We start from the raw sequence: 24543 nt of genomic DNA, 5'->3' as shown, positions 1-24543 counted from the left end.
TGAATAATCTTAGCGGCATTTTATTAAAAGCGTAAAATTAAGCTTTTGGTGCAGCAGCTTTTGCGGCAGTATTTTTTCTGGTCTTTGCAGATCTAACCTTACCGAAAGATTTACTGAAGATCTTACCTTTTTTGGTTTTAATATCTCCTCTACCCATAACGAATAATTTGAAGTTTGTTGTTGTTAAATATGATGTTATCAGGCTGCAAAATACTGCAATTCGATGAAATAGCGTAGTACTGGCCGTTTGATATAAAAAAAAAGCAAGAAACATAACTGTTCCTTGCTTGAATAAGTTGTGTTAACTGATTAGAGCTTGTCGGATAAAGCTTTACCAGCCTTGAACTTAGCAACTTTCTTAGCCTTGATCTTGATGATCTGACCGGTTTGTGGGTTTCTACCGTTACGTGCTGCACGTTTAGAAACGGAGAAAGTACCGAAACCAACCAAAGTTACTTTACCACCTTTTTTCAGGGTATCAGCAACAGCTTTGGTGAAAGAGTCCAGAGCTTCGTTAGCCTGGGTTTTGGTAATAGCTGCATCTTTAGCAAGCTTGTCGATTAATTCGGCTTTGTTCATAGTTAGTAAGATTTAACTAGTGAAAAAATGTTTGATGTGAGCAAATATAGCGCGTTTTATCAGATTACCAAATTTTTTACAGCTTTTTTACAGAAAATTTTATCGGCTGAAAAACGCTACTGGTAACGGTTACAGCTGATTGGTCTTTTGCGTGCTAAAGGACTACCTTTTAGCAGGATCGCATAGAACCCTGTACCGTGGCATGTTTGCCTGCCTTTTTACTATTAACGCGGGATTGAACCAACTATTGTACCAAAGTCCGGATGCCCCGAAAATAGTGGATTTCCTGTGGATAAGTTTAGTAAAGATCCCTTACTTAAACCACCTCCATTACGGTTGTAAACGCAATAAAACGATCACCGAAAAGCTCGTATCCTCTTTGCCGCAGGGCCTGTTGGTGCTGGTCTGCGAAGGATTGGTAGTCGTTCAGGCTGTCTGCAAAATATTGCACAACATAGGTTGGGCCCTCTTCATCATCCTGCTCCAGCAGGCGGCTGATGCGGTAATCACGGAATAACCCCGTAGCCAGCATCGCCGGAATATGTTCTTCCCGCAACCATTGCAACCACCGTAAAGATGTATCTGTGGCCACTTTGGTGGTTACATTATATATGATCATACGTCTCTTTATTTATACTGCCAGTTCCACGAATACCGGACAATGATCTGAGTGTTTTACCTGTTGGTAAATAGTGGCATGTTTCAGCTGCTCTTTCAATGGTGCTGACACGTTGATATAGTCGATACGCCAGCCCTTGTTATTATTCCTCGCATTGGCCCGGAAGCTCCACCAGCTGTACTGATGTGGATCTGTATTGAAATGACGGAAGCTGTCTACAAAGCCACTTTCAAAGAAACGGTCCATCCATGCCCGTTCTTCAGGCAGGAAACCGGTGGAGTTTTTATTGCTCACGGGGTCATGGATATCTATGGGCTTGTGGCAAATATTGTAATCGCCGCATACAACCAGGTTCGGACGGGTTGTCTTCAATTCTTCGAGGTACTGAAAGAACTCTTCCAGCCACTGGTATTTATAGGTCTGCCGAAGGTCGCCACTGGTGCCGGAAGGGAAGTAAGTATTGATCAGGGTAATATTGCCGAAATCGAGCCTTATAAAGCGACCTTCGAGGTCGCTCTGGCCGTGGCCACTACCATATTGTACAAAATCGGGTTTAATGCGGGTGAGTACTGCTACACCGCTGTATCCTTTCTTTTGCGCAGGGTACCAGTAATGCGCATAGCCGAGATTGTCGAATTGCTGAAAGTCGATATTTTCCTGGTGGGCTTTTATTTCCTGCAGGCAGATAATATCAGCGGGATCTGTTTGTAACCATTCTGTAAAACCTTTAGTCATGGCTGACCTCAGGCCATTCACATTGTAAGATATGATTCTCATGTTGGGTGTTATCCGTAATAATTTAGTCTGTAATGCTTTTAGATATCGTATTCGAGGTTCGGACGGAGCCACTGTTCGGCTTCTTCCACTGTCCAGTTCTTACGGGCAGCATAGTCTGTTACCTGGTCTTTTTCAATTTTTCCGAGACCGAAATATTTACCTTCCGGGTTGGCAAAATACCAGCCGCTCACGCTGGAAGCCGGATACATGGCCAGTGATTCGGTAAGCGTAATACCTGTATTCCCGGTGGCGTTCAGCAGATCAAACAATTTCCATTTTTCAGTATGGTCAGGGCAGGCGGGATATCCCGGCGCCGGACGGATACCTGCGTAAGCTTCTTTGATAAGGTCTTCGTTGCTCAGGTGTTCTTCTGTAGCATATCCCCAGAACTCTTTACGTACCCGTTCGTGCATCAGTTCTGCAAAGGCTTCGGCGAGCCTGTCGGCCAGTGCTTTCAGCATGATGCTGTTATAGTCGTCGTGTTCTGCCTTGAATTTATCGAGCCACTTTTCAATGCCTACGCCGGTGGTTACCGCAAAGCCGCCGATATAGTCGGTTTTGCCGGATTCGGCAGGAGCAATGAAATCAGCGAGGGAAAGGTTCGGCTGCCCCGGCGCTTTCTTTACCTGCTGACGCAGGAACTCCAGCTGTACCGGCTTAATGTCCGGTTGTTCGGGTGTTACCATCACGGAATCTGCGGCCACTCTGCTGGCGGGATAGAGACCAATAACAGCATTGGCGCCCAGCCATTTTTCTTCAATCACTTTGTTTAATAATTCCTTTGCATCATTAAACAGGCGGGTGGCTTCTACGCCTACTACTTCATCGGTAAGGATCTGCGGGAATTTACCATGCAGTTCCCAGGCAATGAAGAATGGCTGCCAGTCGATATACTTCGCAATTTCCCCGAGGTCGTAGTTCTCAAACTTCATCACGCCGGTCATTTTAGGCTTTACCGGGGTAAAGGTATCCCAGTTGATAACGGTTTTATTGGCCTGTGCCGCAGCGATCGGGAGGAATTGTTTGGTTTGTTTTTTATTCTTGAAAGCTTCGTTCAGCTTCAGATATTCTGTTTGTATACCGGCCAGGAATCCGGGTTTCAGCGCTTTATTGAGCAGGCTGCCGGTAACGGTTACGCTGCGGGACGCGTCCAGTACGTGTACTACGCCATGCGCATATTCCTGGGCTATTTTAACCGCGGTGTGTGTACGGCTGGTGGTGGCGCCTCCGATGATCAGCGGGATATTGAAATCCTGCCGTTTCAGTTCGCGGGCCACGTGTACCATTTCATCTAAACTAGGTGTGATCAGGCCACTCAAACCGATGATATCCACCTTTTCCTGGCGGGCGGTCTGGAGGATCTTTTCAGCCGGTACCATTACACCGAGGTCAATGATTTCATAGCCGTTGCAGGCCAGTACCACGCCTACAATGTTTTTACCGATATCGTGTACATCGCCTTTTACGGTAGCCAGCAAAATTTTACCGGCGGCTTTTATTTCTCCGCCATGTTCGGCTTGTATGCGTAATTTCTCTTCTTCAATGTATGGAGTGAGGATGGCCACGGATTTTTTCATCACGCGGGCGCTTTTTACCACCTGCGGGAGGAACATTTTACCGCTGCCAAACAGGTCACCCACGATGTTCATGCCAGCCATCAGCGGGCCTTCAATCACATCCAGCGGACGCGGGTATTTCTGGCGCGCTTCTTCTGTATCTCCATCTATATAATCTGTGATACCATTTACGAGAGCGTGGCTCAAACGATCTTCCACAGAACCCAGTCGCCAGGTTTCATCCTTCTCTACTACTTTTCCTTTGGCCTTTACGGTTTCTGCGAACTGAATGAGCCTTTCGGTAGCATCGTCTCTTCTGTTTAGTATGGCGTCCTCACAAAGTTCGCGGAGGGTTGGTTCAATGTCGTCATAAATCTGCAGCATCCCGGCATTCACAATACCCATATCCATTCCTGCTTTGATGGCATGGAACAGGAATACGGAGTGCATGGCTTCTCTCACGGTTTCGTTACCGCGGAAAGAGAAGGATACATTACTTACGCCGCCGCTGATTTTTGCCAGGGGCATCAGTTGTTTGATGCGGCGGGTAGCGTTAATGAACTCTACAGCGTAGTTATTATGTTCTTCGATACCGGTGGCGATGGCGAAGATATTGGGATCGAAGATGATATCCTGGGGATCGTATCCCACTACTTCGGTAAGTATTTTATAGGCGCGGTGACTGAAGCTCACCCTTTTTTCTTCGGTATCGGCCTGGCCGTGTTCATCGAAAGCCATTACAACCACGGCAGCGCCGTAGCTTTTGCAGATATGCGCCTGTTCAATGAATTTGGCTTCTCCTTCCTTTAAGCTGATGGAGTTCACAATACATTTACCCTGTACGCATTTCAGGCCGGCTTCAATTACGGAAAACTTACTGGAGTCGATCATCACCGGGATACGGGAAATATCCGGTTCTCCTGCCAGGAGGTTCAGGAAGGTAGACATGGCGGTTTCCCCGTCGAGCAGGGCATCGTCCATGTTTACATCGAGGATCTGCGCACCGCTTTCTACCTGTTGACGGGCAACAGACAGGGCTTCTTCAAACAGTCCTTCTCTTACGAGACGGGCAAATTTTTTGGAGCCGGTTACGTTGGTACGTTCCCCTACGTTAATGAAGTTGGTTTCAGGCCTTACCACCAAAGGTTCCAGTCCGCTCAGGCGCATAAAGGGTTTGATTACCCTGCGTTCTTCGCTGACAATAGGTTCGTTGACGGTATCTGTATTATTTATAGTTGTTTCGCTCATTTCTGCTGTAAGTGATGTTTGAATAGAAAACCTGCCACGGTTTGATCAGGCGAGTGTTTCGGCTAATACGGGTTTGAGGCGTGGTTTGATATGTTTCACATGTTCTGCAATGTGGCGTATATGATCGGGAGTAGTACCGCAGCAGCCACCTACTATGTTAACAAAGCCGGAGGCGGCAAAGTCTTCAATGATGCAGGCGGTATCTTCCGGTTCCTCATCATATTCCCCGAAGGCATTTGGTAAGCCGGCGTTGGGGTAGCAGCTAACATAGCAGCTGGCTATGTTGGAAAGCTCCTCTATGTAGGGGCGCATCTGCTGACCGCCTAAAGCGCAGTTTAAACCGATGGAGAACGGATTGGCGTGCATCACAGAGATATAAAATGCTTCCAGGGTTTGCCCGCTGAGAGTTCTGCCGGAGGCGTCTGTGATGGTACCGGAAATCATTACCGGGATCTGGGGTTTCCCTGATTCGCGGTAGTATTTCTTGATGGCATAGATCGCTGCTTTGCAGTTCAGCGTATCAAAAATGGTTTCTATCAGGAGGATATCCACACCGCCTTCAGAGAGGCCACGCACCTGTTCTTCGTAGGCTGCAGCCACCTCGTCGAAGTATACGGAGCGGAACCCGGGATTATTTACATCCGGCGACAGCGACAGGGTTTTGTTCATGGGGCCGATGGCGCCAGCCACAAAACGGGGCTTGTCGGGGTTTTTAGCGGTATACTCTGCAGTGGCTCTTTTGGCTATCTGCGCAGCGGCTACATTCAGCTCATAGGCCAGTGCCTGCATATCGTAGTCGGCCATAGCAATGGAGGTGCTGCTGAAAGTATTGGTTTCAATAATGTCAGCGCCGGCTTCCAGGTACTCCTTGTGAATGGCTTCAATAATCTGAGGCTGTGTAAGATTAAGGAGGTCGTTATTGCCTTTAAGATCACTGGGATAGTTAGCAAAGCGGGTGCCCCTGTAGTCGGATTCCTGGAGTTGATATCGTTGAATCATGGTGCCCATTGCACCATCGATGATAAGTATGCGCTCATTGGCGCAGTCTTGTAAAGATTTCATATTTATCAAGGCGTTTATTAGTTACAGTTAAGAAAAGAACAGGGTCGAACAATAAACAAATCCACCCTGAACGAGTCCACAAATATAACCTTTTCCCGGCTATTTTATTGTTTTGTGATTTGCGTGGATTCCGGGATCTGCCCGGCTTTGATCTGTTCTTTTTAAGACTATATATCTCTATAAATAAATATAGATTTTGTTTATACCTATAAATTTAATTTGGAAGTAGCCTATAAAGTCTACTATATTTGTAGGGTAATAGAAAGGTACAATGCAACAAAATGATAGAAATATAGTGATTTACCCGGTTATGGCCTCCCACCAGCCCTTCACCTGCACTCCTTGTAATTGCCGTTGCTGCAATTAACAGATTCATCATTAGTTCTTCTCAAATATTTTATTACAACAAAACTAACGTCAGTCATGACTATATCAGAACATATTCATACCCTGCATCAGCACCTGGCAAGCCTGGGATTACAACCAGTGCCACAACCCGGCAACGGAAACCAGTCTGAAGTGTTTAAGGTATGCTTCTTGAATAAATATGAAATGCAGCGGTGGAAAGAACTGCAACAACAACAGGAATCAGAAACCAATCATACATTATTCACAGACCATCCTTCAAAGGGTGCAGTCTGACAACTTTTCATAACGTGGAATTACAGGTTAAACGAAGACGGGTGCTATTGAGCACCCGTATTTTTTTATATAACCACCCGTAGTTATTTATTCTGTACATAGCTTTCCAGCGGTAACCGGTTACTGATAGACCTGGCCAGCGTCATCTCATCTGCATATTCCAACTCTCCCCCAAAGGCAATACCACGGGCAATAGTGGTGATTTTTACCGGGAACTCTTTTAATTTTTTAGAGAGATAGTAGATGGTAGTATCTCCTTCAATAGTAGGACTTACCGCCATGATCACCTCTTCTACACCCTGATACTGAACTCTTTCTACCAGGGAGTGAATATTCAGCTGATCGGGACCAATGCCATCAATAGGGGAAATGATCCCGCCCAGTACATGGTATAAGCCATTGAACTGCTGCGTGTTTTCGATGGCCATCACATCGCGGATGCTCTCCACCACACACACCACCTGCTTTTGCCGGGAATGACTGCTGCAGATGCTGCATACTTCCGCATCCGACACGTTATGACAAACCTTGCAGAACTGTATCTGTTGCCGCATCCGTGCTATCACGTCACCAAACTGTTCCACCTGGGCTGTTTCCTGCTTCAGCAGGTGCAGCACCAGCCGCAGGGCTGTTTTTTTACCGATGCCCGGCAGTTTGGCAAATTCATTTACCGCGTTTTCTATCAGCGCAGAGGAAAATATCATAGTGCAAAGTTAGGAATATTGGAGCGGAGGGAGCAGCACTGTTCCCTCCGCAACGATTATTTAGATGCTTATCTTTTTGGGTACCGTCCAGTACGCCTTCAGGTTTACCTTTTCAATATTGATTACCCGCTCCGGCTGTTTTTTAGGCTTGGTATAGTAGTTACCCCGGTCCCATTTGCCATTACCATTAGTATCAAGCAACACACGTATGTCGTATTCGCCGGGTGTAATAAACCGCTGGCTCCATTTGCCATTTACAACGGTACCAGAGTATTTAATGGTTTTATCCTGTACCAGCTGCACTACGTAGTGCATGGCAGTATCATTGATGGAATTTTTTGTACTATCGCTGATATTGAGTTCTGTAACCGTGAAAATGGCGTAATCCGCTACCTTTTTGGTCCGGAAATTAATGGTATCCGGCCTGGCCAGTTGCTGCCCGGCAGTATCGGTAGGTGCATCTTTAGGAATAATGAACCGGTATGGAGTGCCTTCTTTCCAGGCATAACCGATTGTTAACTGGGTACGGGTAGAGTCCATCGTGCTGGTAAAGGTAACCGGTGTATAGGCGCTGTCTTCCCCGAGAATGGTTCTGGCGCTGTCCAGGTTCCTCAGTGGCAGCGAAAATGTGATCTTCAGCGGCGCCGGCAATTCCTGCATCCCCCCATCAAGCGTAGGAGTAGCGGTTAATTTAGGCAGCTTCTTCTTTTTCTTTTCTTCCTCTTCCTGTTCAAGCATAGAAGAATCAACGGGTTCCGGTGGCGGCTTGATGGTACTATCAGCTTCCATAAACAGCAGCAGGTTCACATCAGCCAGGTTGCTTTCTGTTAATACAATCGGCGCTTCCACAAAGGCGATCATTTCCGTAGGCTGGCTATACTGCAGGTCACGGTCTTCTTCTTTCAGGGCGAAAATTTTATACGAGCCGGGTGCAATGTTCTTAAAGCGGAACGAGCCATCTCCTTTGGTTTTAGCGTAATACACCGGTTTTTCCTTCGACACAATGGAGTCGGTCAGATCGCGGTACAGCATAACGGCCACGTTACTGTCTACCCGGCCGTTTTCCGCATCTATCAGGTGACCGGACACCTGGAGGCTGTCGAGATAGTCGCCGGTAGATACTACATACTGGAAATCAGCCGAAATATTACGTTCGTTGATATCCCGGATAGCGTCCGCGAAATTGAAGGTATAGGTGGTATTGGGTTTCAGGGTGTCCTTTATTTCAAGGGTTACCGTGTGCAGCTTGGCCGTGACAATCGGCGTGCGTTTCAGCGTTGGCGACACAATCAGTTTATCGTTCACATTATCCAGTTCCACATATTCATCAAAGATAAACGTCACTTTTTTGCTGTTGAAGTGAAGGGTGGAATCCCTGGGAGTAGCCTGCAGCAATACGGGAGGTACACTGTCCCTCGGTCCGCCGCTGGGTGGCACAATGTTGGCGCATCGCGTAAATGAAATGGAAACGAGTATAAACATCAGCCAGAAAACCCAGCTCCTGATATATTGATTCATGTACCTGATCGGATTAATCAGGCACAAACTTACGAACTCATTTCAAAGAAATACGAATTTGGCAGTTGCGAATGACCAGAACCATATTTTTTCCTTAATCTTATATATGGCAAGTATTTATTTAATGCAACACACCCAGGTGATCCCGGCCCCACCGGAGGAGGTTTGGAACTATTTTTCCAATCCCAATAACCTGGCGCATATTACGCCGCCGGCTATGCGGTTCATCGTTACATCGCCGCCCTATACCGGCCAGGTGTACCCTGGACAGATCATCACCTATTTTGTATCACCGGTAGTGGGCATTCCGCTGGAATGGATGACCGAGATCACCCATGTAGCATACCTGGATTATTTTGTAGATGAGCAACGGGTAGGCCCCTACAATATCTGGCACCACGAACATCATTTCCAGGCAGTGCCCGGCGGCGTAAAAATGACGGACCTGGTTCATTACCGGCTGCCTTTTGGCTGGCTGGGAAAACTGGCCCACCGGCTGTTTGTAAAGAAACAGCTGGAAGCCCTGTTTGCATACCGGTTTCAGGCCGTTGAAAAAATATTTGGCCGGCCTACTGCGGAGTAGTAATGGTTTTTGTTAAATGATCGCCGGTGTAAAACTGGAAGGTGCTTTTGCCGGTTTTGGGAACGGCGCCCAGCCATAAAGGAACGGTGCTGGCGCTGCCTTTATTGGGATTGGATGTAGCCACAAAATGCAGTGCGGCGTTGTTGTTTACATTGTCTGATATAGCGGATTCCAATTGAATCTGCGTACTATAATAAGTAGGCGGCATAGTGGCGGCCACTACGATCTGTGTGCCAAAGTCGGGCTTATCGATGGTATTGTTCATGGTTTTAGCCATTCCAAACAGGCTGTCGAAAGATACCTGGTTATCAATAAGCCAGAAAGTGAGGCTGTCATTCACCGTAATCGTGTTTTTCAGGAAGTAGCCGGAAATGGGTTTTACCTCCAGCTGGCTGTTGGGATTTGGCGCTACGTTCAGCGTGGTATCACTGCCGGCGGCAGTGCTATCGCTCTCCGTTTTTGTGCCGCTGCTGGCGCAGGAAACAATGGCCATTGTACAAACAGCAAATACTATCAGTTTAGCATGCATGGGAAATAAATTTTGATAGATAACATTAATTGCCGGGAATAGTTTTACGGGAGATAGGGATGAGGAGCGTAATATTGCCCACGGAATGTTTCCCGGTGCCGCTCATCCATTCAGTGCGGGTTTTCTGTGTATAGCTGATGGAGGCGCGGTTAATAACAATCCCGATACCATAGTCAATGCCAATGCTGAAGTGCCGCATCCGCGTTTGCTGGTAATTGGATAATTCTTCAAAATTGGTATCCCTCGACTTGAAAATACCTCCCTGCAGCAGCGCGTTGTATCCTGTAAAAGTAAATTGTGGCCGGGCTATCACATACAGCTGTAATCTTCTTTTAACGGCCACCGGTAAACTGCGGTTGCCGAAGTAAGGATTGAAAAGCCCCATCCGGATATAGGTGAGGGCGCTTACGGCGGTGGTCATAGTACCCAGCTTAGCATTGGCGCTGCCAATAATTTCGAGGTAATCAACGGGGCTCCACAACATTTTTTCATAGGTGAAACTATAGTTGATCAGCGGTGCGTTGGGCACCTGGTATTCCCAGCCCCTGGGTGGCTGGTAGCCAATCAGCTTATGGAAGAAGGTTTGTGTTTCTTTGGCGCCCGACCACGGACCCAGCACACCGAATACAAATTCCGAGTGGAAGCTGTACTTTTTTTCGGGATTGTAAGAGGTGAGTCCGTGGGTAGCATACAAAGCGCCGGCATAGTAATAGTCTTTTGGAATAAAGTTAGTATCTGCAATCTGGTTAGGGGTGATCATGACCTGCATGGCACTCCATTCAAATACGTTAATGGCGTTCCTGCCAGCTGTGGGAAGTATCCATTTATCGAGGAATACCGATTTCTTTTCTTTCATATAGAGATAACCTATGCTGCTGCCGTTGCTGTAGCCGCGGTCTGTTCCCCGTCCCCACACATTAAAATAGTCGTCGTCTTCGTATATCCTTAATTGTTTGGTGGCGTCCTGCGTGATTTGCGCGGATGCGGTTGGCGCCATGATGCAAAGCAATATGACCGGAAGAAATTCCTTCATAAAATTGGCATTAATATCAGAATACCCTGAATATCTCAAATGCTTTTTTTTCCAGTGCTTCCCGGTGATCTGGATGAGCAATATCGATGAGGGCCTGTGCCCTTTGTCGCAGGTTTTTCCCGCGCAGATGGGCGATGCCGAATTCTGTGACCACATAATGCACATGCGCCCGGGTGGTAACTACACTGGCGCCGGGTTGCAGCTGTGATACGATGCGGGAAATACCTTTGGAGGTGGTAGACGGAATGGCGATAATGGGCTTGCCTCCTTCGGAGAGAGCCGCTCCACGCATGAAATCCATTTGTCCGCCTACGCCGCTGTACTGTCTGAATCCGATAGAGTCGGCACATACCTGTCCGAAGATATCTATTTCTATGGCACTGTTGATGGAAGTAACCCTGGGGTTTTTGCGGATGGTGGTGGGGTTGTTGACATATTCCACATCCATGAGCCGCATGATGAGATTGGTATCCATAAAGTCGTACAGCCGCTGGCTCCCGATGGCGAAACTGGAGATGAGCAGGCCGGGATGTACGGCTTTGTATTTGCCTGTGATCACGCCTCTTTCCACGAGGTCGATGATGCCATCGGAAAACATTTCGGTGTGGATGCCGAGATCTTTGTGATTGGAGAGGCATTGCAAAACGGCGTTGGGAATACCGCCGATGCCCATCTGCAAGGTGGCGCGGTCATCAATAAGGGAGGCTACGTGGCGTCCTATTGCCAGTTCTACAGGGGTAGATGGCCGGATGGTTTGGGCATAGATGGGGTAATCTACTTCCACGGCGGCGTTTATCCTGGAAATATGAATAACGCCATCACCCAGTACGCGTGGCATGCAGGGGTTTACCTCCGCGATGATAATTTTAGCGGTGTCTACGGCGGCTTTGGAAACATCGCAGGATACGCCCAGGGTGCAGTAGCCGTTTTTATCAGGCGGGGAAACAGAGATGAGCGCCACGTCTATAGGTTGTTCGCAGGTGCGGAAATACCTGGGTATTTCGCTGAGGAACATGGGAACGTAGTTGGCCCGGCCTTCATTTACGGCCTGCCGGATATTTTTGCCTACAAAAAAAGCATCTATTTCAAATGCGTGCGCGTGTTCAGGGGATGCGTAGGGCGCTTCCCATTCGGTATGGATGCTTACCAGGTGTACCTTTTTCAGTTCATGGCTGCGGGCGGTCATGGCATTGACCAGCTCCCGCGGAGTGGCTGCTGCGGTATGGATAAATACGGTTTGGCCGGACTGGATCAGCTGTACGGCGGCTGTAATCGATGTGTAAGACATGAAGTGATATTTTCTCTAAAATTATCGTGCGGCAAAAAAAATAAATATGAGCATTATCATGTTGTATTTTTGAACTTCTCAGTGCTGATAACATTCAACAACCCAGATGACAAATTGTTGGGGTCAGGCGGTTAAGTAACGGTAATGGGTACACTGAATTGCAGGCAATGCCGGCTGTACCAGCCGGATTCGCGGACCTAGTTATCCATTTTAGCTAGGCATGTTGATAAATTCATATAGGTGTTATGACCTACACCCTATTTTATTTCTATATATTAGCATTCTAAACCTGGTACACAACTTCTTCTTTGCGGCGAGATTTGGCAAATATAAGTGAGCAGAGGCTCATTGAGCGGTTAATAATTGGAGATCCTGCGGCAAAAGAGTTGTTATACGACCGTTACGCCGGGGCTCTTTATAACATTGTATTGCAGCTGGTACCGGTAAAAGAACGTGCAAATGAAGTCATAGTAAAGGTATTTCTCTGGTCATTCCAAAACATTGGAACATTCCGGACCTCAGGTCATCGTATTTTGTTTACCTGGTTACTACGTAAAGCGAGAGAATTCGCCATCAAGGAGGCCCTGCCGGAAACCGCATTAACCGGTACGGGGCTGATGAAGAAGGAAGATGGCTTATTGCAGCAATTCTACCTGATGCTGCCAGCCGATCAACAACAGGTGTTCCGGCTTAGTTATTTTAAAGGATTATCAATCACAACGATAGCCCGCTTACTGGCTTTGCCGGAGGGGCAGATAAATGAAATCCTGAAAGAAGCGATGAAGTCTTTCAGACAATTCCTAAAAAAGACTTGGAACTAAAATTTTACATAGAAAGCGGTATTATCGAGTCCTTCGTGCTGGGCCTGGCTTCTGAAGAAGAAGTAGAAGAGCTGCAGCACATGAGAAGGCTGTATCCGGAACTGGATACGGAAGTCGAATACGTTGAACGCCGCCTGGAAAGAGCCGCGTTTGATGAGCCTGCCATGCCGCCCGCGGAAATACGCGACCGGGTGTTGCAGAAGATCAGATGGGAAGATGGACATGCCTATTCAAATCCTTCTTCCAATTATACGTTTATCAATATCCAGCCGAAAGATGGTAGTCATATCACTGTTCACCGCTGGTGGAAGATCTTCTTTATTATCTTCTTCATAATGTCCAAGGTTTTTCTTTTCCTGGCCATTTTTTATTACCTCAAGTACCGTATGTCGCAGGAAAAGCAACGCAGCGACAACCTGCACCAAATGATCCGGCAGGAACAAACACAAAGCCCCTTGTTATAATTTTCTATCCGGTTTGTCGTTATTTTAAAGATTTTACCATTTTGAGAATCCACCAGAAGTGGGTTGACGTATCTATAGATATAGTATTTATTATTTATGTTTTATATCGTTGGTTAATTTAAACGGGCAGTTTGAACATCAGTAACTATATAGAAAGCGGCATTATTGAGCGTTATCTGCTGGGGCTCGCCTCTCCTGAACAGGAAGATGAGCTGCTGTACCTGCGCCGGATCTACCCGTTGCTGGACCTGGAATTTGCTGCCGCAGAACTGCGGATAGAAGACAAACTGATGGAAGAAGGTTCCCTGCCACCGGTAAAAATAAAAAATGCCGTTTTACAACGGATTAAACCGGATAAGGATTGGGAACACCGGCCCCGGAGCGGGTATAACCCCTATGAGCATACGAATTTTCATCATACATATATCCCCATCGACTCTTTCTGGAACCGCCGGATCACAGTAAGCGTATGGTGGCGTTGCGCTTTTATTGCCCTCGCGGTAATGGCTATGTCGCTGGCCGCCAGTACCTGGTATTTCTACCACCGCGCCCAGATGCTGGAAGATATCCTGTTTAAGCTCAAAGTCCCGCCTGTAACCTATCGGGCCCCTGTGCCCCGTTAAGCGGGCACACTTTCATTTGGTACGTTTATTGCAAATGCTGAAATTGCCCCTGTATTCCGGCTGTTATAAAACCTTATTTGATAGCTGCGTGTTGAATACATTGGCATTTAAACACACAAACTAATTTCCCATGAGAAAATTTTCATTTGCAGCGTTACTAATGGCGATAGTTGCCGTTTTTGCATCTTCCTGCTCCCCAAAACAAGGCGTCACTCAAGACATTAATAAAGGCGCCGTAAAAGGTAACTGGGTTTTAACTGATATTAAATACGAAGGAATTCCTGAAAACGCCAAAGTAACTGTATTTGATGAAGCCAACGCCAGGTGCTTTATCGGCAGCCAGTGGATCCTGCCGGATAACTATGCGATGGGTTCTTACACGCTCACCTCTACAGAAAATGGTTGCAGCGCCGTTACCCAGAACATTGCGTGGTCGCTGACCAAAAGTGGCGGCGTAAGCATGTTCGGCTTCAAAAAGCTGTACAGCGGCGATAAAGCAAAGAATGTAACCGAAGGTTACCGCATGGAAATCACCGGTGCCGGTAGTGTTATGACCTGGAGAGCAAACATCAGCTTCGAGAATAAAAGTGCAGCCATTATATATACCCTGCAACGTAAATAACCGCTATCGCTCAAAGTGTTAGCTTATTAAATGCAGCGGAGATCATGTTCTTTGATCTCCGCTGTCTTTTTTCCAAAAGACGTATATTTAGATCAATAAGCACCATTCCTATGAGCGCGCAACAGTCACAGATTCAGTTCCTGGCGCATGGTAAAATCGGTTACCCGCACGCCACCAATGGTTTCATTGTTTGGATGAGGGACGACATCTCTGTACATTATTCCGGAGATACGTCTGTATTCTTACCGAACAATGCCTGCGCTCACAGGAACCGAAATACTGGATACCGCTATTGTGAAGGCCAGCCATCATTGTGAACTAATATGCCTTAAATCCCGACATATGTTACCCCTGAATACCAACCGACTGTTCATATATCCCTGCCGTTTGCCGCTGCTTACGCAGATATTCCTGGAACATCCGCATGCCCGGGAAACATTGCAGGCAAACATCCCGGAAAACTGGCCGCAACCAGATCTGAAAGAACAATTGCCTTATTTTATTGAACTGCTCCAGCATGATCCCCGGTCGTTTCCCTGGATGCTCTGGATCATTGTAAATAAAGAAGAAGGGACCGTGATCGGCGATATCGGCTTTAAAGGACGTCCCGATAAAAATGGTGTGATAGAAATAGGCTATACCCTGCTGCCTTCCTGGCGCAAAAAAGGGTATATGCGCGAAGCTGCCACCGCGTTGGTGCAATGGGCTTTCCGGCAACCACATGTGAAAAAGCTGATCGCCGAGTGCGACGTTACCAACACCGCTTCGATGAAGGTGCTGCAACACCTGGGGATGGAGGAAGTGAAATCGCCTGGGGAGATGCTGCACTGGCAGCTATTGAATAAATAGCGTAGATACGTGATCGTTATTCCACCATGTTCTGTTTTGCAAAACGGATGAAAAGCTGGCAAAGCTTATCCTGTAAGCCTTGCAGGTAGGTGAAGTGAAGTTTTCTTACCAGTTTGAAATTCTTAACGGGTAATATCCTGAACTCTCCCAGCTCCAGTTCACGCTGCACAGCCTGTGAAGAAATAAAGGCTGCACAGGGCGAATGGTGCAGGTATGATTTGATGCTTTCTGTACTGCCCATATACATGGCCACGTTGAGATCGGTGATCTTTAACTTCAGGCGTTTCAGTTCCTCGGTAATCACTTCCAGCGTGCCGGAACCGTGTTCCCTCATCAGCAGGGGAATGGTTTTAAGATCGGTGGCGCTAAGCGGTTCGCCATTGCCATACTGATGCTTCATATTGCCCACCAGCACAATTTCATCTTTTGCAAACTCCACATATTTCAGCAAAGGATTTTTGGAACTACCTTCAATGATACCCAGCTGAATACTTTTTTCAAATAGTGCCTGTTCTATCTGTTCGGTATTTCCGCTGGTGAGCGATGTTTTTACATCGGGGTACCGCTGGTTGAATTTAGCCAGCAGCGGAGGGATCAGGTATTGCGCAATAGTAGTGCTGGCGCCTATGGGCAGCAGTCCGCCCTGCATGTGTTTCAGCTGATTTACATCATACTCCAGGTTACGGTAATCGGTAAAAATAATTTCTGCGTGATGCATCACCAGCACTCCCGTACGGGTAAGTTTTATTTTATTCCCGATCCTTTCAAACAACGCCATGCCCAGCTGTTGCTCCAGTTCATGTATATGTTTGGTAACAGCCGGTTGTGAAATATATAATTCCTCTGCAGCTTTGGTGAAGCTGAGACGCTTGGCGACGGTGTGAAATACCTTGAGTCTGAAATCGAACATGTACTAAAAATACAAAAATACCTTACAACTCAGGCGGCGTAAAGCCAAAGTGTTTATAAATACCTTGTCCGGCGGGGCCCATGAGGAAGTCTATGAAATCCCTGGCGGCCAGCGGATGTGGTGCGCTTTTCAATATGCCGGCCCAGTAAGACGCTTTAATGTTTTCCTTTTCAGGGATGTTTACCACGCTTACCGGGTGATGGATCATTTGCTGGTAGTATGCTTCCGTAAACCATACGGGGCCTGCATCCGACTGTTGCCGGAGAATGCGCAGCGGTGTTTCCCGGTGATGTATTTTAGTAAGCCAGGTACTGCCTTTTGCCACTTTTTCTTTCATGATGGCCCGTTGTAAAGTGGCGCCGCCGGCCTTTACATAGGCTTCTTCTATGCGTTTGCCAATGCCTTCCCAGGCAGGGTTGGGCATACTTACCTGCACATCTTTGCGCGCGAGATCTGCCAGGCCGCGGATTTTTTTGGGATTATCCCGTTGCACCATGATAGCGAGGGTATTTCCTGCGTAGTTTTTTATCAGGGAGAAGCTATCCCGCAGCTGATCTATACGGCCTTTCCCGGCGGTATAGATATCGGGTGTTACGGCTATACGAAGATTCCCCAATACCAACGACCCGGTGATGATTTGCTGCGCCAGGATACCCGGTGGCAATGTTTCCGCAAACACGCGTTGATATTGCGGGTATGTCTTTTTAAAATCAGAGATCAGGGAATCGATCACCATGAACTGGTTACCTGCAAAGAAGATGACCAGCTGCGGATCTGTAATGTCGCCATAAAGGTCGGGTACATTGTCGATGCCAGGTACCGTAAAAGCTACACCGCCGGATGGTGGCGTATTCCAGGGAGGGTCGAAACGGTGGTCCTGGGCATGCAGTGTTTGTACTGATAGTAGTGTTACTATCAGCGTAGTGATAAATTGTTTCATGATGTATGGTTTATGGGTGTATGTAACTCCAGCCTTCTGCCTGTTTTATAATCAGTTCACCATTACCGCTGGGGGTATATTGAATGAAGGGAAATAATTCTTCTTTTGAGATTTTCCTTTCCCGCAGGGTGTTTTCGCATTCTACCAGCAGCACGCCTTTTGATTGCAGTTCCTGTAGCAGGGATTCATAGGGATGATCTTTTTTGTAGGCCGTTACACCGCCTCCGTGGACCACCAGTTCAATGATTACCTGGTTTTGCAGCCGCGGATCTTCCAGCGCATTTTTGATATTGCGGAGGGTATTGCGGATCACTTTATCATCGTCGCTGTTTAGCTGGTAAACAGCCCTGTATTTGGGTTTACGCTGGCTCATGGCGTATTGGGCGCTTAGCAGGGTAAAAAGGCAGAGCAGGAGTGTTATTTTTTTCATGGTGTGCGTTTTTGATTACCGTTAATGTTGCATGGGTTTAAAAGGTCCGTATTTATGTTGTTCTGCGGAAAAAGCATCTGCGTAGGGACCAAAAGGAAAGTCGATGGGTTTCCTTTTAATGTCCTGCCAGTCGGCCGACTGGTCTTTATGCGGCCGGGGTTGTGAGTTGATAAATGCGGCTACATCCCAGGCTTCTTCATCGGAAAGAACGGGCGTGTTATAATCTACGCCGAAAGGCATGTTATTTTTCACATAGCCGGCAAAGTTAGAGAGGCGGTAAAGCCCGGCGGCATCGTTGTAGCTTTGCGGGCCCCATAGCGGAGGATAAATAAAAGCAATGCTGTCAGCATCCTTTACGCCTTCGCCATTGGCGCCGTGGCAGCTTTTACATTGTTGTGTATATATGTGCGCGCCTTTGTTTGGATCGGCAGCACGCGATAAATACGCCGGCTTCCGGAGACCGCTGCCATCGGGCTTTTCATGCGGCGGTACTTCACTGCCCAGCCATTCTATATAACATTTTATAGCCATCATTTCTTTGCTGTTGCTATCCGGCGCCACACCGTTTAAACTGCGTTCAAAACAATCACTGATACGCTTGTTCAGCGTTTCCGAGCTGTTGGATCTGGCCCTGAATTTAGGGTAGGATGCGGCGGTAAAACTATAGTTATTACCAAAGGGTTTGGTGCCTGCCTGCAGGTGACAGTTCTGGCAGTTCATACCGTTGGTGATTTGCAGCACGCTGCCTTTTGGACCGAGGTACCGCGCCGTTTCGCGGATCAGTGTTTGTCCGTAAACAATGGCGGCGGCTTTTTCACCGGAAGGCAACGTGGTTACAGCCGGAGGTTGCCAGCCTTTTGCAGGAGTAGCCCGCAATGCAGGCATAGGCGCCGCAGCTGGTACCAGGTAACGTGTCCAGAGATAAAATGTTTCAAAGCCTGCCAGCAGTATTAACATCAACAGGCATGCAAATGACCCGGAAAGGATCCGCTTATAACGCTGGATTTTATTGGTTTCCATTAAAATTACAGGTTGGTGGATTACGCTACAAAAGTAACGTGCCACCAGAGCGAAGTCAAATAACTAATAACTATCAGTGATAACCAATCGTTATTGATAACCATATAAAAAAGTAAAACGATAAAAGTAGAAAAATATAACGGAAAAAGAAAACCCCGTACAGTATTGACTGTGCGGGGTTTCTTGAAATTATTATTCAGTAACAGGTAGCGGTTATGCTTTTTTCTTACCTGCGCTTTTGTTGTTTGATTTGTAACGCATGTCAGGTGTTCCGTCTTTTTTAGTTGGTCCTGGAGCTGCGGCTGTTTTGTTTTCTTTATAGCGTTTATCCGGTGTGCCGTCTTTCTTTGTTTTAGTAGTGGCGGCGGGGGTAGCAGGAGTAGCGGGTGTTGCTTTTTCTGCTTTCTTTTCTGTTTTTGGTTTTGCTTCTTTTTTCGCGGTGGCGGGTGTTTGAGCCATTGCTACGGTTAAACCCATAAACATGGCGAGCAATCCGGTGAGGAGCTTTTTCATATCAAATATGTTTTACGAAAAATTAAGCTATTTCCCGCATTGCTGTATCCGCTGTTGCTGTTTTTAAGCCAGATTTAATAATCAGTTTTTTTCCACCCACATGCCATTTTCACGGATCAGGTTTATCAGTTCGTTTACGGCTACATCACTATTGAGGCCGCGTTTCACAATTTCCTTACCGCGGTAGAGTGTAATTTTGCCTACGCCGCTGCCCACATAGCCAAAGTCGGCGTCGGCCATTTCGCCGGGACCGTTTACAATGCAACCCATGATGGCAATTTTCACGCCTTTCAGGTGATGGGTAACGGCGCGGATGCGGGCAGTGGTTTCCTGGAGGTCGAACAGTGTGCGGCCACACGACGGGCAGGAGATATATTCTGTTTTGGAGATGCGGGTACGTGTTGCCTGCAGGATGCCAAAGGAAATATTGTTCAGTGTAGCATGCTGGCGGGGTTGTGTGGGCTGGTTACTTAACCATAATCCATCGCCGAAGCCATCGAGCAGCAGTGCGCCGGCTTCCGTGGCATGGTGGATCAGGTGTTCATCTGCCGAAGGTTGATTACTGATACTATGGATAATGACAGGTACCGTAATATTTTTGTTGAGCAGTAAGATGAACAGGCGCCTGATAGCCGCCATCGCATTGCTGCCGGAAGCGGTGGCCACCAGTACGGTGCTGGCTGCTGTAGCCGGGTTAGCCAGTTGCAGCAGCAGTTGTTCATGATGTTCTGTATCCAGGTGATTGCAGTCGAATTGTACAAAGTTGATCCGGCCGGTTTCATTTTGTTCGCAGGCCGTTACATAATGGCGGGCATCAAAGTAAGGTACCAGTTCCTGTTTATTGGCGATGCTCTGCCAGTATTCTGCATCTATCACAACGCGCAATGTGCCGGGAAGACCAAAAGCAGGCAACTGTTTGCCGGTGTAGATGTAATCTGCTGCGGCATCCCCGATATTCCATTTATCGCTGGGCTCATCGTAAGTATAACCGATGGCATTCAGATCGGCAGGCTGCAAGCCGTTATTGTCGCTGAAATCTGCCACTACCACTGGTACCTGCTTTTCGCCGGTATTCTCCACAGGCGCGCTTTCACGGCGTTTGTATTCAAAAGGCGAGTAGGGGACAGTGGTTACCGGCGGAATAGCCGTATAGTCGTTACGGTTAGTATATCTTTTCACGATATCCTTACAAACCGGGAGTTCAAATTCAGGATCTTCTGTGAGGGAAACGCGGATGGTATCACCTACGCCATCTTCCAGGAGGGCGCCGATGCCGATGGCAGATTTAATACGGCCATCTTCTCCGTCGCCGGCTTCTGTAACGCCCAGGTGCAGGGGGTAACAGTGGCCCAGTTCCTGTTCCATTGTTTGTACCAGCAGGCGGTACGCCTGTACCATTACCTGTGGGTTACTGGCTTTCATGCTCAACACAATATTGCGGTATTGCAGGTCTTCCGCAATACGTAAAAATTCCATTGCACTTTCCACCATGCCCATCGGCGTATCGCCGTAGCGGCTCATGATACGGTCGCTGAGGGAGCCGTGGTTGGTGCCTATCCGCATGGCAGTGCCATACTCTTTACAGATCTTTACCAACGGGGAAAAGCGTTCGCGGATGCGGTCTATTTCTTCCAGGTATTCGCTGTCGGTATAGTCGATTTGTTCAAATTTCTTTTTATCTACATAATTCCCCGGGTTTACCCGTACTTTTTCCACGATGCGGGCCGCTATTTCGGCAGCATTGGGCGTAAAATGGATATCGGCAACAAGGGGAGTGGTATATCCCTGTTTACGTAATTCTTTTTTGATGACCAGCAGGTTATCGGCCTCCTTTTTACTGGGGGCGGTGATGCGCACCAGTTCTGCACCGGCTTCAATACAACGGATGGTTTGCGCCACGGTAGCAGCAGTATCCAGGGTATCGGTGGTGGTCATGGTTTGAATGCGGACCGGGTTAAAATTTCCAATGATAAGATCTCCCACCTTTACTTCCAGAGTGGCTAGTCGTTTGTATTCTGTCAGAGAGTTGCAATAAAGCTGCATACGTAGTTTTTGTTTTCCTGCGGAAGCAAAGTTAGTAAACCTGTGGTATTATTGAACCGCAACTTAAAGCTACATTAAATTCCACGAACGGCAGGCGCAGGGCTACCTAAATAGGGGATGAAGCCGTATTTTCGAGCCACTTTATGTTGCTGAATAAAAGCATAGATATACCTTACCAGCAATTACCCTTTTCCGGGCAGTTTAATGTAGCTCCCCTGGGTATGTTCCGTAACAAACTAACCGATCTGTCTCGTCCTATGCCCCTAAAAAAATCCCAAAGCGGGATGAGCCTGCTTTGGGATGTATGATATGTGGAGGATGAAAATACTACCAGTCTTTTTCTTTTGGTACTATCTGGCCTTTTACTTTCTTTGCTTTGTCCTGTAGTTTCTTTTCTTCCTGTGATAAAGCTTGCAACAGGCGTTCTGCTTCCTGCTTGCTCATCTTGCTGGGTTGTGGTTCCGGCTTCTGCTGATCCTGTTTGTCTTTGTCGCCTTTGTCCTGGTCTTTATTCTGTTGATCCTTGTTCTGGTCTTTGTTTTGATCCTTGTCTTTATCCTGCTGGTCTTTGTTCTGATCTTTATTTTTGTCTTTATTCTGATCGTTTTTGTTCTTGTCTTTATTCTTGTCCTTGTCTTTGTTATCCTTTTTATTATTGCCACCGCCGCCTTGCTGTTGTTTCTTCAACATGGCCTGGGCGTAGGCGAGGTTATACCGGGCATCTTCATCGGAGGGATTGATTTTCAATGCCTGTTTGTAGGATTTGATGCTTTCTTCCCATTTTTTGCCTTCCATGAAGGTATTGCCGATATTATAATCTGCGTCGGATTTGATAGCTGGTTTGCCGCCCAGTTTCAGGCTGTTGGCATATTGTGCGCGTGCGTCGTCGTAACGTTTTTGCTGATAAAGGGAGTTGCCGAGGTTATAGCTGCCTTCGGCAGATAAGGCATTTTGTTCCAGTGCTTTTTTGTAATTGGCTTCCGCATCGGTGTATTGTTGTTTTTTGTACAGTTCGTTGCCTTTGCGGATATACTTGTTGGAGCCGTTCTGCGCGAAGCCGGTAAGGCTCGCGAGCATCACTGCAGTAATAAGGGAACAGTATTTTATAAAAATGATTTTCATGAGTAATGAATTAAACTGCCGGTGATTCAGGAGTGCGCTTGTGGCGAACTTCAGGAATAAAAAATTCAATCAGCAGCAGTGCCAGGCATACGCCCAGGAAATACTGAAAATAGCTGTTATAGTCTGTGAATACGTTCTCTCCAAATTCTTTCTGCTCCATGCCATCTATTTTACTAACGAGGGTATTCACAACGTCGTCTGTATTGTTATCCAGGTGTTGGTAAATGCCTTTGCCGGCGGCGGCAATGCCCCTCAGCTCTGCTTCATTCAGTTTGGAAATAACGGTATTGCCTTCCCGGTCTTTTTTATAGGTGCCGGTTTCCGGGTCGGGCAGAGGCGAACCCGCTACAGAGCCGATACCGATGGTGTTGGTAACAGCGCCGTTTTCAAATGCGGCTCTGGTGCGCTGGATAGCGGTTTCATCGTGATCTTCCCCGTCGGAAATAATGATGAGGGCTTTATGTTTACGTTCTTTTTTGTTGAAAGCGTTGTCAGATACCTGTATTGCCTGTCCAATGGCGGTACCCTGCGTAGGGATCATATCCGGGGATACGGTGCTGAGGTACATTTTGGCGGCGGAATAATCAACGGTGAGGGGCATTTGGAGGTAAGCGTTACCGGCAAATACCACCAGGCCTACGCGGTCATTATCCAGTTTGTCCATCAGTTTACTGATCAGCTGACGGGCGCGGGTAAGGCGGTCCGGCTGCACATCGGTAGCCAGCATACTTTTACTTACATCCAGCGCTATCATCACATCCACGCCTTTACGGGTGATCTTTTCCATGCGGCTGCCTTTCTGGAGGTTGGCTAAGCCAATTACGCCAAAGAAGAAGGCCAGGAAAATAAGCAGGAACTTTAATATAAACAGTTTGCGGGAGTAGCCGGTAAAGAGTTTTTCTACCAGCGCCTGGTCCCCGATGCGGCGTATAGAGCGGCGTTTCCACCAGGATACGCCCAGGAAGGCCACCTGTAAAACCAACAGGAGCACCAGTGCCCATAAATATTCACTATGCTGAAATCGTAACATATTCGATTTTAAGATATCCGTTACCGGTAGTAAACCAGGTAAGATATCAAAAATAATTTTTTTGTCACGTATTGCAAGCCTCAGGGGTGGGGTTTTATCGTTTTTTTAACGATCCCGGAGAGTTGGCGGAGCCCGAAAAGGCGAATTACTACATTTCGCCTTTAAAGTAACCGGCATCTGTAAGGATGCTTCTCAGGATGGCCATGCGTACTTTAGGAATATCTACTTTAGGATCTTCTGTTTCAATATTCAGCACAAAAAAAGTAGGGTGCCTGTTTTCTTCGATCCATCCTACTACCCAGCCTAATTTTTTCACATCGTTATAGTCCCAGCCTGTTTTGTAAGACAGTTCATATTTCGGTGTTTTTTCCATGAGCATTACATCCCGTACGGTTTTCATGGTTGTTTTGGCGAAAGGCAGCTGGTCGAAGTAAAGTTTCTTTACAAAGCCCAGTTCCTCGTCCGGGGAAATGAGGAGGGAATTATCCAGCCAGAAGGTATCCAGGCGGCTGATTTTCATATTGCCATACTTAATGGAATCGAGCCACAGTTGCATGGTTGGCTGACCGATACGCCGTGCCACTTCCTGGAAGTAAGGCACCGCCGACTGTTTAAATGCCTGGGCCATGCTGAGGTCCTGGTTCCACGCAGGAAACTGTCGGGTTACGCTGTCCCAGCGGATCACCATGCTGGTATCTTTAATAACGCCGGTATGCAGGCCCACGAGTGAATTGAATATTTTGAAGGTAGATGCAGGCTGAAAGCGTTTTTTAGCCCTGTCGAGGTTATATACTTTAAAGACGCCCTGGCTGTTGTTGAATAACATGAAAGTGCCTTCTACTTTGTATTCGGCAAAATACTTTTCCCAGTCTTGTTCTTCTTTTACATTATTCGGTGCGCAGGCAGCGAGGAACAGGCCAACCGCCAGCAACATCCAGCCAAATCGTTTCATCTGCATAATGATTGAGTAGTTATGAGGTGCAAAAGTAAGAATTACGGCGTAAGAAAAACGATTACG

The 24543-nt window shown here is 47.2% G+C and carries 27 protein-coding genes; 7 read left to right on the top strand and 20 right to left on the bottom strand.

What is annotated here, in order from left to right; translation table 11 throughout:
* Positions 1 to 37: 37 nt before the first annotated feature.
* The 6 genes from ACMXI2_RS27415 to ACMXI2_RS27390 all read right to left on the bottom strand — a co-directional run bounded on the left by ACMXI2_RS27415 (position 38) and on the right by ACMXI2_RS27390 (position 5841).
* The gene (locus ACMXI2_RS27415) at positions 38 to 157 is read right to left on the bottom strand and encodes a 30S ribosomal protein THX (RefSeq protein WP_079471345.1); all 120 of its coding nucleotides are present in this window, start codon (positions 155 to 157) and stop codon (positions 38 to 40) included.
* Between the two features lie 152 nt (positions 158 to 309).
* Positions 310 to 579 (bottom strand): HU family DNA-binding protein, encoded by a 270-nt coding sequence (locus ACMXI2_RS27410; RefSeq protein WP_029465307.1) that lies wholly within the window; start codon positions 577 to 579, stop codon positions 310 to 312.
* 316 nt (positions 580 to 895) lie between these two features.
* A complete protein-coding gene (locus ACMXI2_RS27405) occupies positions 896 to 1198 on the bottom strand; it encodes a DUF4286 family protein (protein ID WP_483779087.1) in 303 nt (100 codons plus the stop codon).
* A gap of 12 nt (positions 1199 to 1210) precedes the next feature.
* Complete coding sequence (locus tag ACMXI2_RS27400; RefSeq protein WP_483779086.1) at positions 1211 to 1975, bottom strand: exodeoxyribonuclease III; 765 nt, start codon at positions 1973 to 1975, stop codon at positions 1211 to 1213.
* Between the two features lie 38 nt (positions 1976 to 2013).
* Complete coding sequence (gene metH, locus ACMXI2_RS27395; protein ID WP_483779085.1) at positions 2014 to 4779, bottom strand: methionine synthase; 2766 nt, start codon at positions 4777 to 4779, stop codon at positions 2014 to 2016.
* A 45-nt stretch (positions 4780 to 4824) separates the two neighbouring features.
* Positions 4825 to 5841, bottom strand: a complete 1017-nt coding sequence (locus ACMXI2_RS27390) for a homocysteine S-methyltransferase family protein (RefSeq protein WP_483779084.1) — start codon at positions 5839 to 5841, stop codon at positions 4825 to 4827.
* 423 nt (positions 5842 to 6264) lie between these two features.
* Between ACMXI2_RS27390 and ACMXI2_RS27385 the strand changes: the two genes are divergently transcribed.
* Positions 6265 to 6483, top strand: coding sequence for a hypothetical protein (locus ACMXI2_RS27385; protein WP_483779083.1), 219 nt, complete (start codon positions 6265 to 6267; stop codon positions 6481 to 6483).
* A gap of 83 nt (positions 6484 to 6566) precedes the next feature.
* On the opposite strand, the gene recR is transcribed toward ACMXI2_RS27385, so the two are convergent.
* Both recR and ACMXI2_RS27375 read right to left on the bottom strand, forming a co-directional pair.
* Positions 6567 to 7187 carry a recombination mediator RecR gene (gene recR / locus ACMXI2_RS27380; RefSeq protein ID WP_079471339.1) on the bottom strand — a complete coding sequence of 207 codons (621 nt, stop codon included), beginning with the start codon at positions 7185 to 7187 and terminating at the stop codon, positions 6567 to 6569.
* Positions 7188 to 7247: 60 nt separating this feature from the next.
* Positions 7248 to 8705 carry an Ig-like domain-containing protein gene (locus tag ACMXI2_RS27375; protein ID WP_483779082.1) on the bottom strand — a complete coding sequence of 486 codons (1458 nt, stop codon included), beginning with the start codon at positions 8703 to 8705 and terminating at the stop codon, positions 7248 to 7250.
* A 106-nt stretch (positions 8706 to 8811) separates the two neighbouring features.
* Here ACMXI2_RS27375 and ACMXI2_RS27370 point away from each other — a divergent pair, with 106 nt between their 5' ends.
* Positions 8812 to 9288 carry an SRPBCC family protein gene (locus ACMXI2_RS27370; protein ID WP_483779081.1) on the top strand — a complete coding sequence of 159 codons (477 nt, stop codon included), beginning with the start codon at positions 8812 to 8814 and terminating at the stop codon, positions 9286 to 9288.
* Here ACMXI2_RS27370 and ACMXI2_RS27365 read toward each other — a convergent pair.
* Genes ACMXI2_RS27365 through ACMXI2_RS27355 form a run of 3 tightly spaced genes read right to left on the bottom strand, consistent with a single transcriptional unit; the run spans position 9275 to position 12138 of the window.
* Positions 9275 to 9817, bottom strand: a complete 543-nt coding sequence (locus ACMXI2_RS27365; RefSeq protein ID WP_483779080.1) for a hypothetical protein — start codon at positions 9815 to 9817, stop codon at positions 9275 to 9277. The genes ACMXI2_RS27370 and ACMXI2_RS27365 overlap by 14 nt on opposite strands.
* A 25-nt stretch (positions 9818 to 9842) precedes the next feature.
* Entirely contained in the window at positions 9843 to 10850 is a 1008-nt protein-coding gene (locus ACMXI2_RS27360) for a lipid A deacylase LpxR family protein (protein ID WP_483779079.1), read from the bottom strand.
* 16 nt (positions 10851 to 10866) lie between these two features.
* The gene (locus ACMXI2_RS27355) at positions 10867 to 12138 is read right to left on the bottom strand and encodes an acetyl-CoA hydrolase/transferase family protein (RefSeq protein WP_483779078.1); all 1272 of its coding nucleotides are present in this window, start codon (positions 12136 to 12138) and stop codon (positions 10867 to 10869) included.
* A gap of 320 nt (positions 12139 to 12458) precedes the next feature.
* Between ACMXI2_RS27355 and ACMXI2_RS27350 the strand changes: the two genes are divergently transcribed.
* From ACMXI2_RS27350 to ACMXI2_RS27330, 5 genes are all read left to right on the top strand, one after another.
* Complete coding sequence (locus tag ACMXI2_RS27350; protein WP_483779077.1) at positions 12459 to 12959, top strand: RNA polymerase sigma factor; 501 nt, start codon at positions 12459 to 12461, stop codon at positions 12957 to 12959.
* A complete protein-coding gene (locus ACMXI2_RS27345) occupies positions 12950 to 13423 on the top strand; it encodes a hypothetical protein (protein ID WP_483779076.1) in 474 nt (157 codons plus the stop codon). The genes ACMXI2_RS27350 and ACMXI2_RS27345 overlap by 10 nt, the downstream gene beginning before the upstream one ends.
* Positions 13424 to 13554: 131 nt before the next feature.
* Positions 13555 to 14046 (top strand): hypothetical protein, encoded by a 492-nt coding sequence (locus ACMXI2_RS27340; RefSeq protein WP_483779075.1) that lies wholly within the window; start codon positions 13555 to 13557, stop codon positions 14044 to 14046.
* A 130-nt stretch (positions 14047 to 14176) separates the two neighbouring features.
* Positions 14177 to 14668: a hypothetical protein gene (locus ACMXI2_RS27335; RefSeq protein WP_483779074.1), complete on the top strand. Its 492-nt coding sequence runs from the start codon at positions 14177 to 14179 to the stop codon at positions 14666 to 14668.
* A 342-nt stretch (positions 14669 to 15010) separates the two neighbouring features.
* On the top strand, positions 15011 to 15517 hold the full coding sequence (locus tag ACMXI2_RS27330; protein ID WP_483779073.1) for a GNAT family N-acetyltransferase: 507 nt from the start codon (positions 15011 to 15013) through the stop codon (positions 15515 to 15517).
* Positions 15518 to 15533: 16 nt separating this feature from the next.
* On the opposite strand, the gene ACMXI2_RS27325 is transcribed toward ACMXI2_RS27330, so the two are convergent.
* The 9 genes from ACMXI2_RS27325 to blaOXA all read right to left on the bottom strand — a co-directional run bounded on the left by ACMXI2_RS27325 (position 15534) and on the right by blaOXA (position 24483).
* On the bottom strand, positions 15534 to 16427 hold the full coding sequence (locus ACMXI2_RS27325; protein WP_483779072.1) for a LysR substrate-binding domain-containing protein: 894 nt from the start codon (positions 16425 to 16427) through the stop codon (positions 15534 to 15536).
* A gap of 22 nt (positions 16428 to 16449) precedes the next feature.
* A complete protein-coding gene (locus ACMXI2_RS27320) occupies positions 16450 to 17367 on the bottom strand; it encodes a molybdate ABC transporter substrate-binding protein (RefSeq protein ID WP_483779071.1) in 918 nt (305 codons plus the stop codon).
* Between the two features lie 10 nt (positions 17368 to 17377).
* Complete coding sequence (locus ACMXI2_RS27315) at positions 17378 to 17797, bottom strand: DsrE family protein (protein ID WP_483779070.1); 420 nt, start codon at positions 17795 to 17797, stop codon at positions 17378 to 17380.
* Positions 17798 to 17818: 21 nt separating this feature from the next.
* Entirely contained in the window at positions 17819 to 18817 is a 999-nt protein-coding gene (locus ACMXI2_RS27310) for a c-type cytochrome (protein WP_483779069.1), read from the bottom strand.
* Between the two features lie 213 nt (positions 18818 to 19030).
* Positions 19031 to 19330, bottom strand: a complete 300-nt coding sequence (locus ACMXI2_RS27305; RefSeq protein ID WP_483779068.1) for a hypothetical protein — start codon at positions 19328 to 19330, stop codon at positions 19031 to 19033.
* 81 nt (positions 19331 to 19411) lie between these two features.
* Positions 19412 to 21373, bottom strand: coding sequence for a (E)-4-hydroxy-3-methylbut-2-enyl-diphosphate synthase (gene ispG, locus ACMXI2_RS27300; protein WP_483779067.1), 1962 nt, complete (start codon positions 21371 to 21373; stop codon positions 19412 to 19414).
* 327 nt (positions 21374 to 21700) lie between these two features.
* On the bottom strand, positions 21701 to 22495 hold the full coding sequence (locus ACMXI2_RS27295) for a tetratricopeptide repeat protein (protein ID WP_483779066.1): 795 nt from the start codon (positions 22493 to 22495) through the stop codon (positions 21701 to 21703).
* A gap of 10 nt (positions 22496 to 22505) precedes the next feature.
* Positions 22506 to 23525, bottom strand: coding sequence for a VWA domain-containing protein (locus ACMXI2_RS27290; protein ID WP_483779065.1), 1020 nt, complete (start codon positions 23523 to 23525; stop codon positions 22506 to 22508).
* A 148-nt stretch (positions 23526 to 23673) separates the two neighbouring features.
* The gene (gene blaOXA / locus ACMXI2_RS27285; RefSeq protein ID WP_420986995.1) at positions 23674 to 24483 is read right to left on the bottom strand and encodes a class D beta-lactamase; all 810 of its coding nucleotides are present in this window, start codon (positions 24481 to 24483) and stop codon (positions 23674 to 23676) included.
* Positions 24484 to 24543 lie beyond the last annotated feature (60 nt).

This window comes from Chitinophaga sp. G7 BAM 1005, assembly GCF_057126945.1.
This window is presented reverse-complemented; position numbering and strand designations above follow the sequence as displayed.